This is a genomic window from Streptomyces sp. NPDC001606 (assembly GCF_053596835.1).
Window position 1 is genome coordinate 14,546 of sequence record NZ_JBSFHC010000010.1, and the last position, 12,154, is coordinate 26,699.

Genomic DNA, 12,154 nt, shown 5'->3' on the forward strand with positions numbered 1-12,154 from the left:
ACCGGTGTGGGCCAGAGCAGCCATGGGCTGCTACGCGCCCGGCAGCACTCCCGTGTAGTACACCGTTCCCGCGCACTCGCCCGGGACCACCGTCGCCGCCGAGGGGGCGCCGCCGGCCGAGGTGTGGGAGATCAGGACGCTGCCGTCGGCCGTGCCGTCCGCGGTCATCAGCTGGGTGGTCGTGCCCTCCGACGTGGTGCCGCCGTCGGTCGTACCCGCGGTCGTGGAGGTGCCCGAGGTCGCGTCCTGGGACGGCGACGGGTCCGCCGTCGGTCCGCCGGTGTCCGTGCCGCCGGCGCCCGAGTTGTCGCCGCCGGTGGTGGGACAGGCCGCGGAGGGCACGAAGGCGAACTTCTCCTCGTAGGCGGCGCCGGGCTGGAGGACCAGTCCGGAGACCTCCTGGGAGGGGTCGGGCAGACCGGTCGCCGCGTCACCGGCCACATGCCGGGCGGTGAGGATCTTGGCCGGGTCGGCCGCGCCCTGCGCACTGGCGCCGATGGAGCCCGGCCCGGACACCGTGCACGCGGTGGTGGAGACGTTGACGACGCGGAAGGTGCCGTAGACGACGCCCGCGGAGTCGGGTGCGCCGGCGCTGCCCGTGGCCGAGCCCAGCTGGGCGGACGTACACGACGCGAGGCCCGCCGAGGCGGACGCGGACGGTCCCGTGCCGCCGGTGGAGCCGGTGGAGGCGCCGCCGGTGCTCTTCTTCCCGTCCTTGCCGGGGTCCTTGCTGGGCTGCACGACCGTGCCGGGCGTGCCCTTCGCACCGCGGGGGGTACTGCCCTTGTCGCCGTGTGCCTGCCCGGTGCCGCCCTGGGCCTGGGAGGACTCGCCGGCCATGGCGGTGTCGGGGCTGGAGCCGTCGACGCCGGAGACATGGATGAGGGCGGGGATCGCGGTGCCGATGAAGAGGGCCGCCGCTGCCATGCCGACGGCGGCCTGGCGCTTGCGCGCCCGCCGCGCGGGTACGGCCCGGCGGAGGTGGTCCAGCGTGCCGGTGCGCGGTTCGAGGTCGCCCACCGCGGAGTGCAGCATGCGCCGCAGGGCCGCCGCGTCCGGGTCGAGCCCGTCCTCCGCGCCGTCCGTGCCGTCCTGGTCGATGGATTGGCCGAAGCTGTCGAAAACGCCGCTGCCGTCGAGCTTCTCGCGGCCGTCCGGCTCGCCGAACCGCTCGGCGGGCTTGTCGTCGGGGCCGTGGTTCACAGTTCCGTTCCCAGCATGCGATGACGTGTGCTCTTGTTCCTGCCGCTCATACCGTCTTCCCCATGGCCACGCGCAGCGCCGCGATGCCCCGCGAGCCGTACGCCTTCACCGAGCCCAGGGATATCCCGAGGGTCTCGGCGACCTGAGCCTCGGTCATGTCCGCGAAGTAGCGCAGCACCAGGACCTCGCGCTGCCGGCGCTGGAGCCCCTTCATCGCCTTGATGAGGTCGCGCCGCTCCAGCTGGTCGTAGGCGCCCTCCTCCGCGCTGGCCATGTCCGGCATCGGCTTGGACAGCAGCTTCAGGCCGAGGATGCGGCGGCGCAGGGTGGAGCGGGAGAGGTTGACGACCGTCTGCCGGAGGTAGGCGAGCGTCTTCTCGGGGTCGCGGACGCGCTTGCGGGCCGAGTGGACGCGGATGAAGGCCTCCTGGACGACGTCCTCGCAGGAGGCGGTGTCGTCGAGGAGCAGCGCGGCGAGGCCCAGCAGGGACCGGTAGTGCGCGCGGTAGGTCTCGGTGAGGTGGTCGACGGTCGTGCCGACGACGGCAGCGGGGGCCTCGGACTCCTCGGCGCCGTCACGCTGACTGGGTATGCGGGCGGGCCGCGCTGCGGGCATGGGCGCGATCACCGGCATGCCGCCGGGCGGGCGGGGCCGGAAGGCCGCACGCGGGGGCCGAAGGGCCGCGGCGCCGCGGGGCGCAGTGAATTCGAGTACCTCTGCCACGCCAGTTGGACACGTCTCCCCCCGCCAGGGTTGTACGTGCCGGGCGTCACATGTGCGACAACCGACGGTGCCTCAAGTGCCGTCATGCGTCCCGCTCTTCCCCTATGTCTGATATCGACCGCGGTCCGCTGTGGACCGGGTCCGACCTGGACGAGCGTCCCCACGCCCGGCCGATCGCGACGTCCCCACGCCTGAAGAGTGACCGCAAAGACGCTCCCCGCCGACCGCGCGGTTGCGGAAGGCGGGGAGAAAAAATCTTCGGTTGCACCGAGCAAGGGTTCAAGGGACTTCGACCATGCTCCCGGCCACTTTTATTACCGAGATCCTACAAAGCCCGCGCCGGGCCGGGCGCGGTGGCCTGTTTCAGCGGTGTCCTGCTTCAGCAGTGGCCTGTTTCAGCCGTCCCGCCACTCCGCCGCGACCAACTCCGCGATCTGCGCGGTGTTCAGCGCGGCCCCCTTGCGCAGGTTGTCGCCGCAGACGAAGAGTTCCAGCGCGGTCGGGTCGTCCAGCGCCCGCCGCACCCGGCCGACCCAGGTCGGATCGGTGCCGACGACGTCGGCGGGGGTCGGGAACTCACCGGCGGCCGGATCGTCGCACAGCACCACACCGGGGGCGGTGGCGAGGATCTCGCGGGCGCCCTCGACGCGGACCTCCCGCTGGAAGCGGGCGTGGACGGTGAGCGAGTGCGTGGTGATCACCGGGACCCGGACACAGGTCACGGCGACCGGGAGATCCGGCAGCCCGAGGACCTTGCGGGACTCGTCGCGGACCGTCATCTCCTCCGAGGACCAGCCGTCCGCCCGCAGCGACCCGGCCCACGGTACGACGTTGAGCGCCACCGGCTCCGGGAACGGCCCGGTGCCGTCCCCCACGGCCCGCCGTACGTCTCCCGGCTTGGTGCCCAGCTCGGTCCCGGCGACCAGGGACAGCTGGGCGCGCAGCGTCTCCACGCCGGCCCGCCCGGCCCCGCTCACCGCCTGGTACGACGACACCACCAGCTCGCGCAGCCCGAACTCGGCGTGCAGCGCGCCCAGGGCGACGATCATCGTCAGGGTGGTGCAGTGGGGGCTGGCGACGATCCCGCGCGGGCGGCTGCGCACCGCGTGCCCGTTCACCTCGGGCACCACGAGCGGCACGTCCGGGTCCATCCGGAAGGCGCCGGAGTTGTCGACCACGACCGCGCCGCGCGCGGCGGCGACCGGCGCCCACTCGGCCGCGACCTCGTCGGGCACGTCGAACAGCGCGATGTCGACCCCGTCGAAGGCGTCCTCGGCCAGCGCCGTCACCTCGACCTCCTCGCCGCGCACGGCCAGCTTGCGGCCGGCCGAGCGCGGGGAGGCGATCAGACGGATCTCGCCCCAGATGTCCGCCCGCTGGGACAGGATCTGGAGCATGACCGCGCCGACGGCCCCGGTCGCTCCCACGACCGCGAGTGTCGGCTTCCCGGTCGGGGCCATCAGCGGCCCGTGCCTCCGTAGACGACGGCCTCGTCGGTCTCGGAGTCCAGCCCGAAGGCGGTGTGCACGGCGCGCACGGCCTCCGGCACGTCGTCGGCGCGGGTGACGACCGAGATCCGGATCTCCGAGGTGGAGATCAGCTCGATGTTCACGCCCGCGTCGCTCAGCGCCTCGAAGAAGGAGGCGGTGACGCCCGGGTTGGTCTTCATACCGGCGCCGACCAGGGAGATCTTCCCGATCTGGTCGTCGTAGCGCAGGGAGTCGAAGCCGATCCCCGGGCGGTTCTTCTCCAGCGCGTCGATGGCCTTGCGGCCCTCGGTCTTCGGCAGGGTGAAGGAGATGTCCGTCAGCCCGGTGGAGGCGGCGGACACGTTCTGCACGACCATGTCGATGTTGATCTCGGCATCGGCGATGGTCCGGAAGATCGCGGCGGCCTCACCCGGCTTGTCCGGCACACCGACGACCGTGATCTTGGCCTCGGAGGTGTCGTGCGCGACACCGGAGATGATGGCCTGCTCCACCTGCTTGTCCCCAATCGGCTCACTGCTGACCCAGGTGCCCTGAAGTCCGCTGAAGCTGGACCGGACATGGATCGGGATGTTGTAGCGACGGGCGTACTCCACACAGCGGTGAAGCAGCACCTTGGAACCGGACGCGGCCAGCTCCAGCATGTCCTCGAAGGAGATCCAGTCGATCTTCTTCGCCTTCTTCACCACGCGCGGGTCGGCGGTGAACACACCGTCGACGTCCGTGTAGATCTCGCAGACCTCGGCGTCGAGCGCGGCGGCGAGCGCCACGGCCGTGGTGTCGGACCCGCCCCGGCCGAGCGTGGTGATGTCCTTCTTGTCCTGGCTGACGCCCTGGAACCCGGCGACGATGGCGATGTTGCCCTTGTCCAGGGACTCGCGGATCCGGCCCGGCGTGACGTCGATGATCCGGGCTTTGTTGTGGACCGAGTCGGTGATGACGCCTGCCTGGCTGCCGGTGAAGGACTGGGCCTCGTGGCCCAGGTTTTTGATCGCCATCGCCAGCAGGGCCATGGAGATCCGCTCTCCGGCGGTCAGCAGCATGTCGAATTCACGCCCGGCAGGCATCGGAGAAACCTGCTCGGCGAGATCGATCAGCTCGTCCGTCGTGTCGCCCATCGCGGAAACGACGACGACAACCTGGTTGCCGTTCTTCTTCGCTTCCACGATCCGCTTGGCGACGCGCTTGATGCCCTCGGCATCGGCTACGGAGGAGCCTCCGTACTTCTGCACGACAAGGCCCACGTGCGCTCCTCGCTCGGTTCGTTTGTGTCGGCTCAGTCTATCGAGCGTCCGAAATCCACCACCGTGCTCCCGCATGGTGAGACATCGTCCGCCCGGTTGCGGAACCTGCCCAGCGAGACGCCGCGCACGCGGAACGTGCCATGTGTCACAGCGTGGCCGGCGAGCAGTGGCTACGTGCCCGGCCGGATCCCCAGCGGGTCGCCGATCTCCTGTGCCATCACACGCCCCGCCTCGAACTCGAGGGTCTCGTCGCCCATGCCGGGCTGGTCGGTGTCGAGACCGTCCAGCTCCTCCAGGGGCTGGTTGAGGCGGACGTGGATGAGGACCGACTGGAGGGCGCGCAGCACCGCGGAGGCGGTGGGGCCCCAGTTGGAGAAGTAGGAGAACTGCCACCACCACATGGCCTCCGCCGTACGGCCCGCGCGGTAGTGGACCATGCCGTGGCGCAGGTCGGTGATGATGTCGGCCAGGTCGTCCGAGACCCGGGCCGGGACGGGCGCCTTGCGGGGCTCGTACGGGTCGAAGACCTCGGAGTAGACGTCGACGGGTTCGAGCAGCCGGGCGAGGTTCTCGCGGAGTTCGTCGACGTCCGGCTCGGGTCCCGGGTCGGGCTCGTAGCGCTCGTCCGGGACGATGTCCTCGTGGGCGCCCAGCCGGCCGCCGGCCAGCAGCAGCTGGGACACCTCCAGGAGGAGGAAGGGGACGGTCGAGCCGGGCTCGTCGCCCCTGGCCACCTCGGTGACGGCCACCAGGAAGCTCTCCACCTGGTCCGCGATCTGGACCGCGAAGTCGTCCGGGTTCTGCGTCGAGGCGTGCAGCGTGGCGTCAGACATCTAGGAGTCGTCTCCCCTCGAAGGCGCGGCCGAGGGTCACCTCGTCCGCGTACTCCAGGTCGCCACCCACCGGGAGGCCGCTGGCCAGGCGGGTGACCTTCAGGCCCATGGGTTTGATCATGCGGGCGAGGTAGGTGGCCGTGGCCTCGCCCTCCAGGTTCGGGTCGGTGGCCAGGATCAGCTCCGTGACCGTCCCGTCGGCCAACCGCGCGAGAAGTTCCCGTATCCGCAGGTCGTCGGGGCCGACACCCTCGATCGGGCTGATCGCCCCGCCGAGCACGTGGTAGCAGCCGCGGAACTCACGGGTGCGCTCGATCGCGACGACGTCCTTCGGTTCCTCCACGACGCAGATCACCGAGGGGTCGCGGCGGGCGTCCCGGCAGATGCCGCACAGCTCCTCCTGTGCGACGTTGCCGCAGGTCGCGCAGAAGCGGACCCTCGCCTTGACCTCCAGCAGCGCCTGCGCGAGCCGCTTCACGTCCGTCGGCTCGGCCTGGAGGATGTGGAAGGCGATCCGCTGCGCGCTCTTGGGACCGACGCCGGGCAGCCGCCCCAGCTCGTCGATGAGGTCCTGGACCACGCCTTCGTACAACGGACTGCCTTTCCTGGAAGACCTTTCGGTACGTACGGTAGTTGGCCGGGGCCCGTCTTAGAAAGGCAGACCGGGGATGCCCGTGCCGCCGCCCAGGCCCTGGGCGAGCGGGCCGAGCTTCTGCTGCTGGAGCGTCTGGGCGTTCTCGTTGGCCGCCTGGACGGCCGCCACGATCAGGTCGGCGAGGGTCTCGGTGTCGTCCGGGTCCACCGCCTTCGGGTCGATCTTCAGTGCGCGCAGCTCACCGGAGCCGGTCACGGTGGCCCGCACCAGGCCGCCGCCGGCCTGCCCGTCGACCTCCGTGTTCGCCAGTTCCTCCTGCGCCCGCTGGAGATCCTGCTGCATCTTCTGGGCCTGCTGGAGCAACTGCTGCATATTGGGCTGGCCACCACCGGGGAACACGATCAGCTCCTCTGCCGTTCGCTACGACTCCGTCGTGAACGAGCCTACGTGGTCCACCCGACCCTCGCCCCGCCACTCTTTCGAGTGAGAACGACGGCAGACCCATACCTGATCAAGGCCCTCTTCCGGGCGGAAAAGTCGGGAAAGCGACCTCTCCGCCACCCATTGGGCGGTAGGAAGGGTCCCGCGCGTCGGCAGGAGATGTCACGCAACGTGACCGGTCGTGATCAGTAGGGAGTGCCTGGTGGGTCAGCCGGAGATGCAGCCCGAGGGTCCGCCTCAGGACGGGCGGGGCGAGGGTGCGGCCGGGCTGCGGCCGGGCGATCTGACCGGGCGGGCGTTTCCGCTCGGGGACTGGGGCGAGCCGGCCGAGCGGCTGGACGAGCTGTACCGGTGGGTGGAGCGCGGGGCGTTGCAGACGGCGTCCTGGTATCTGCGGGACCGGATGTGGAAGCGGCGCGGGGCGCGGGTGCTGCGGGCCGGGGCGGCGGCCGGGGCGGTGGCCGGGGCCGCGCTGCCGCTGCTGGACCTCACCGGCGCGGTCGGCGGGGTGGCGCCCTGGGGCTGTCTGGCGCTGCTGGTCGCCGTGGCGTGCGTCGGCACCGACCGCTACTTCGGGGTGACGTCCGGGTGGATGCGGGACGTGGCCACCGCGCAGGCGGTGCAGCGGCGGCTCCAGGCGTTGCAGTTCGACTGGGCGTCGGAGAGCGTGCGGGAGGTGCTGGGGCCGGCGGAGGGCACGGCGAGCGAGGCGGCCGAGCGGTGTCTCGGGGTGCTGCGGCGCTTCTCGGAGGACATCACCGAGCTGGTCCGGACGGAGACCACCGACTGGATGGTGGAGTTCCGCACGGGGACCGCGCCGCTGGGGATGCAGGCGGCGGTGGCGTACGTACCTCGGCAGGAGGGCGGCGGCTCCACGGGCCGCTTCCCTCTCCCTCCGGCGAACGGCACCCGCCCCAACATGCCCCGCCAACGGCCGCCCGAGCCGCGCTAGCCCCCTTCGTCGCTGCCCTCACTGCTTGCCGTAGGTCAGGCTCTCGCCGCCGCCCGCCTGGGACCGCTTGAGCCGGCCGTCCGACAGCAGGGTGACCTCCGTGGCCTCTCCCGGGGTGCACGAGGAGGCGGGCCGGCCGGTGACGACGCTGGACGGGCCGATCTCCAGCGGCCCCTGGGCTCCTGGCTGTTCGGTGAGCCGCGCCGTGAAGACGCAGTGGTACGAGCCCCCGCCCTGGGCCGGCCCGTCCGCGACCAGCGTCAGCACGGCGTCGCCCACCTTGCCCTGCTGGATGGTCAGCGTGCGGGTGTTGGTGCCGGCGGCGTTGTCGATCGTCGTCGACCAGGTGCCCAGATAGGCCTCCGGGACGGCGCCGTCGGCGGGCGCGGAGGTGGTGGGGGTAGCGGAGGTGGGGTCCGGCGGGGTCGGGCGCCGCGCGGGGGTGGAGGCGGTGGGCGCGGGGCTGACGGTCCCGGCCCGCTTGTGGTCGTCCTTGCCGCCCCGGGTCAGCAGCGCGTACACCGAGCCGCCCGCACCCAGCGCCACCACCAGCGCGACCACGACGAGGAGCGCCGTGGACCGCCCACTGCGCCGCTCCGGCTGCTGCGGCACCGGCCCGTACGACGGGGGTGGCACGGCGGGCGGATACCCGTACCCACCGGCCTGCATGGGCTGCGTGTGGTGCGCGTGCCGGGCCTGCGGGGGCTGCGGATACCCGTACCCGCCGGCCTGGGTGGGCTGCGGATACCCGTACCCCCCGGCCTGGGTGGGTTGCGTGTGGTGCGCGTGCCCCGTCTGCGGGGGCTGCGTGTGGTGCGCGTGTCCTGCCTGCGGGGGTTGCGGATACCCGTACGCCGGCCCGAACCCCGGGGCCGTCGGCGGCACCGGCCCGGCCGCACCGGCGGGCGGATACCCGGTCCCGCTCCCTGCTCCGTCGACCACGGCGGCATGCTCGACGGCCCCGCCCTCGACCCCGGCCGCGGGCGCGGGCCCCGCCGGGGGTGTGAGCGGTGCCGCCGGGAAACCGGCTCCGGCACCGAGACCGTCGGCCCCGGCACCCACACCGGCACGCGGCGACGTCACCTGCCCGGGCCAGGCGGGCGGTGCCGACGGAAACGCGGATCCAGCTCCGACGCCGTCGGCCCCGGCACCCGGCAACGGGGCCTGGTCCGGCCGCGTGGGCGGCACTGGCGGGAACCCGGCCCCGGCAGCAGCGCCATCCGCACCAGCACTCGGCGACGGCACCTGCCCAGCCGGTACGGGCGGCACCGCCGGCAACCCGGCACCGGCACCCTGCGCCGCACCGGCACCACCGGCATCACTCACACCAGCCCCAGCCCCGTTCGCCTCCGCCTTCGACCTCTCTCCCGTCCCCTCCGGGTCCTCCACCTCCAGCAGGCCCACCGCGTGGCGGCCCAGTTGGGCTACGAGGACGCTCGGCAGCCAGGGGTCGCGGGAGCGGCCGCCGCTCACCGTGTCCTCCGCGCCCATCCGCTCCAGCAGCGCGTCCAGGGACGGCCGGGCCGTGGGTTCCTTGCGCAGGCAGTCGCGGACCAGGTCGGCGATCCCCTCCGGTACCCCCGCGAGATCCGGTTCCTCCTGGGCGATGCGGAACATCAGCGCGGGCACACCGCTGTCGGCGGTGCCGAAGGGCAGCGTCCCGGTCGCCGCGTACGCCAGGACGGAGCCGAGGCAGAACACGTCGCAGGCCGGGGTGATCCGGTCCCCGCGCACCTGTTCCGGAGCCATGAACCCGGGCGAGCCGACCAGCGCCCCGGCCCGGGTCAGCGCCTCCGCGCCGCCCCCCGCCGTGGCCTCCAGCGCCCGCGCGATCCCGAAGTCGATGACGCGCGGTCCGTCGAGGGTGACGAGCACGTTCGACGGCTTCAGGTCCCGGTGCACGATCCCCGCCGCGTGGATGTCCTTGAGCGCGTGCGCGAGCCCCGCCGCGAGGACCCGTACCGACCGCTCGGGCAGCGCCCCGTGCTCGTGTCCGACGACCTGCTGGAGGCTCGGTCCGGCCACATAGCCGGTGGCCACCCACGGCACGGCGGCCTCGGTGTCCGCGTCCAGCACGGGCGCGGTCCAGTAGCCGCCGACCCGCCGCGCGGCCTGCACCTCCTGCCGGAACCGCGCCCGGAACTCCTCCTGCGCGGCCAGCTCCGCCCGCACCAGCTTCACGGCGACGGTACGGCCCCGGTCCGACCGGGCCAGATACACCTGTCCCATGCCGCCGGCGCCCAGCCGCGCCAGCAGCCGATAGCCCCCGATGTGCTGCGGATCCCCCGGCCCCAGCTTCTGCATCGCCGCCCGCCTCTCCCCCCGGACACGCACGCGTACCCGCACACGTACGCGTGCAACGCAGCGAGAATAGTCCCGCCCCGCGCCCTCTTCCTCGACATGCTGTCGCAGAAAGCCGCCTCTCACAGAACAAGACGCCGATGTCGCTTCCGCATCGCGGACATTTACCCTCGGCCGCATGACCCCTCAGCCCAGCCCCGAAGCCGGCGCCGCAGTGAAGGCCGCGGACCGCGCGCACGTCTTCCACTCCTGGTCCGCGCAGGACCTCATCGACCCGCTCGCCGTCGCCGGCGCCGAGGGGTCGTACTTCTGGGACTACGACGGCACCCGGTACCTCGACTTCACCAGCGGGCTCGTCTTCACCAACATCGGCTACCAGCACCCCAAGGTCGTCGCGGCGATCCAGGAGCAGGCCGCGACGATGACGACGTTCGCGCCCGCGTTCGCCGTCGAGGCCCGTTCGGAGGCGGCCCGGCTGATCGCCGAGCGCACCCCGGGCGACCTGGACAAGATCTTCTTCACCAACGGCGGCGCCGACGCCGTCGAGCACGCGGTGCGCATGGCCCGGCTGCACACGGGCCGCCCCAAGGTGCTCTCCGCCTACCGGTCGTACCACGGCGGCACCCAGCAGGCGGTGAACATCACCGGCGACCCGCGCCGCTGGGCCTCCGACAGCGCCAGTGCCGGTGTCGTCCACTTCTGGGCGCCGTTCCTCTACCGCTCCCGCTTCTACGCCGAGACCGAGGAGCAGGAGACCGCGCGGGCGCTGGAGCACCTGGAGACGACGATCGCCTTCGAGGGCCCGGGGACCGTCGCCGCGATCATCCTGGAGACCATCCCGGGCACGGCCGGGATCATGGTGCCGCCGCCGGGCTATCTGGCCGGGGTCCGGGAGATCTGCGACCGGCACGGGATCGTCTTCATCCTGGACGAGGTGATGGCCGGGTTCGGCCGTACCGGCGAGTGGTTCGCCGCCGACCTCTTCGGCGTCGTACCCGACCTGATGACCTTCGCCAAGGGCGTGAACTCGGGTTACGTGCCCCTCGGCGGTGTGGCCATCTCGCAGGAGATCGCCGAGACCTTCGCCAAGCGCCCCTACCCCGGCGGGCTCACCTACTCCGGGCACCCGCTGGCCTGCGCCGCCGCCGTCGCCACGATCAACGTGATGGCGGAGGAGGGCGTGGTGGAGAACGCCAAGCGGCTCGGTGAGACGGTCCTCGGCCCCGGCCTCGCCGAGCTGGCCGCCCGGCACCCCAGCGTCGGCGAGGTGCGCGGCGTCGGCATGTTCTGGGCGCTGGAGCTGGTGAAGAACCGGGAGACCCGCGAGCCGCTGGTGCCGTACAACGCGGCCGGCGAGGCGAACGCCCCGATGGCCGCCTTCGCGGCCGCCGCCAAGAAGCACGGCATCTGGCCCTTCGTGAACATGAACCGCACGCATGTGGTCCCGCCGTGCACCGTCACCGAGGCCGAGCTGAAGGAGGGCCTGGCGGCGCTCGACGCGGCGCTGACGGTTGCCGACGGGTACACGGAGTAGGACGCCCCGGGAACCGAACGCGTAAGGTGACGTGCTCGTAAGCCAGTACGAGAGCCCGTACGAGACCCGCGAGTACGTCACCTTCGCGCGAGGAGTGAACCCGACCATGCCCGGCACCGGCGCCGTGACCCGCAGCACCCTGCGCCAGCAGATCGCGGACGCGCTTCGCGACGAGGTGCTGGCGGGGCGGCTGCGGCCGGGCCGGGCGTTCACCGTCAAGGAGATAGCCGACCAGTACGGCGTCTCCGCCACCCCGGTCCGCGAGGCGCTGGTCGACCTGTCCGCGCAGGGCATCCTGGAGGCCGACCAGCACCGTGGCTTCCGGGTGCCGGAGTACTCCCTCGCCGACTACCGGGACATGATCGAGGCGCGCAGCCTGGTCACCGACGGCATGTTCCAGGCCCTCACCACCGGCCATCCCGCCTTCCGCACCCCGCCGGAGGACCCGCGCACGGCGGCGACGCTGACCACCGTGCGGCGCCGGGGCGAGGAGGCCCAGCGGGCCGCGGCCGCCGGTGACCTCACCATCCTGATCGGCTACGACCTGCGCTTCTGGCGCGAGCTGAGCATGCTGTTCGGCAACCCGTACCTGGCCGATTTCCTGCACCGGCTGCGGGTGCAGTCCTGGGTCTGCGCGGTCCAGCACCTGTTGCGGCTGCCCGAGCTGCGCGGCCGGCTCTGGGCCGGGCACACCGACCTGGTCGACGCGCTGGCCCGCCGCGAGTCCGACACCGCCCGGGCGATCGTCACCGCGTCCAACGCCCACTCCCTCGCCCTGCTCGAAGGGGTGAGCGCGGCCGAGGGCGGGGCACCCGGCCAAGGGGACCGGTGACCGGCCGG

General features: G+C 72.5%; 11 protein-coding genes. 3 read left to right on the forward strand and 8 right to left on the reverse strand.

What is annotated here, in order from left to right:
* Positions 1-30: 30 nt before the first annotated feature.
* The 7 genes from ACWCV9_RS19310 to ACWCV9_RS19340 form a co-directional block, all read right to left on the reverse strand.
* Positions 31-1,203, reverse strand: coding sequence for a hypothetical protein (locus ACWCV9_RS19310; RefSeq protein WP_450788095.1), 1,173 nt, complete (start codon positions 1,201-1,203; stop codon positions 31-33).
* A gap of 46 nt (positions 1,204-1,249) precedes the next feature.
* Positions 1,250-1,927, reverse strand: coding sequence for a SigE family RNA polymerase sigma factor (locus ACWCV9_RS19315; RefSeq protein WP_450788097.1), 678 nt, complete (start codon positions 1,925-1,927; stop codon positions 1,250-1,252).
* A 395-nt stretch (positions 1,928-2,322) separates the two neighbouring features.
* The gene (locus ACWCV9_RS19320; protein WP_450788098.1) at positions 2,323-3,387 is read right to left on the reverse strand and encodes an aspartate-semialdehyde dehydrogenase; all 1,065 of its coding nucleotides are present in this window, start codon (positions 3,385-3,387) and stop codon (positions 2,323-2,325) included.
* Positions 3,387-4,658 carry an aspartate kinase gene (locus ACWCV9_RS19325; protein WP_385848323.1) on the reverse strand — a complete coding sequence of 424 codons (1,272 nt, stop codon included), beginning with the start codon at positions 4,656-4,658 and terminating at the stop codon, positions 3,387-3,389. Before ACWCV9_RS19325 ends, ACWCV9_RS19320 begins: the two co-directional genes overlap by 1 nt.
* 170 nt (positions 4,659-4,828) lie before the next feature.
* Entirely contained in the window at positions 4,829-5,491 is a 663-nt protein-coding gene (locus tag ACWCV9_RS19330; RefSeq protein ID WP_450788100.1) for a DUF5063 domain-containing protein, read from the reverse strand.
* A complete protein-coding gene (recR, locus tag ACWCV9_RS19335; RefSeq protein WP_450788101.1) occupies positions 5,484-6,083 on the reverse strand; it encodes a recombination mediator RecR in 600 nt (199 codons plus the stop codon). The genes ACWCV9_RS19330 and recR overlap by 8 nt, the downstream gene beginning before the upstream one ends.
* A gap of 57 nt (positions 6,084-6,140) precedes the next feature.
* Positions 6,141-6,485 carry a YbaB/EbfC family nucleoid-associated protein gene (locus ACWCV9_RS19340; protein WP_450788102.1) on the reverse strand — a complete coding sequence of 115 codons (345 nt, stop codon included), beginning with the start codon at positions 6,483-6,485 and terminating at the stop codon, positions 6,141-6,143.
* Positions 6,486-6,729: 244 nt separating this feature from the next.
* Here ACWCV9_RS19340 and ACWCV9_RS19345 point away from each other — a divergent pair, with 244 nt between their 5' ends.
* Positions 6,730-7,479: an SLATT domain-containing protein gene (locus ACWCV9_RS19345; protein ID WP_385848320.1), complete on the forward strand. Its 750-nt coding sequence runs from the start codon at positions 6,730-6,732 to the stop codon at positions 7,477-7,479.
* Positions 7,480-7,497: 18 nt separating this feature from the next.
* Here ACWCV9_RS19345 and ACWCV9_RS19350 read toward each other — a convergent pair whose 3' ends face one another.
* On the reverse strand, positions 7,498-9,783 hold the full coding sequence (locus ACWCV9_RS19350) for a protein kinase domain-containing protein (RefSeq protein ID WP_450788104.1): 2,286 nt from the start codon (positions 9,781-9,783) through the stop codon (positions 7,498-7,500).
* Positions 9,784-9,958: 175 nt separating this feature from the next.
* Between ACWCV9_RS19350 and ACWCV9_RS19355 the strand changes: the two genes are divergently transcribed.
* Both ACWCV9_RS19355 and ACWCV9_RS19360 read left to right on the forward strand, forming a co-directional pair.
* Positions 9,959-11,314 carry an aminotransferase class III-fold pyridoxal phosphate-dependent enzyme gene (locus tag ACWCV9_RS19355; RefSeq protein WP_450788106.1) on the forward strand — a complete coding sequence of 452 codons (1,356 nt, stop codon included), beginning with the start codon at positions 9,959-9,961 and terminating at the stop codon, positions 11,312-11,314.
* 106 nt (positions 11,315-11,420) lie between these two features.
* Positions 11,421-12,146, forward strand: a complete 726-nt coding sequence (locus ACWCV9_RS19360; RefSeq protein WP_450788436.1) for a GntR family transcriptional regulator — start codon at positions 11,421-11,423, stop codon at positions 12,144-12,146.
* The last annotated feature ends 8 nt before the right edge of the window (positions 12,147-12,154 follow it).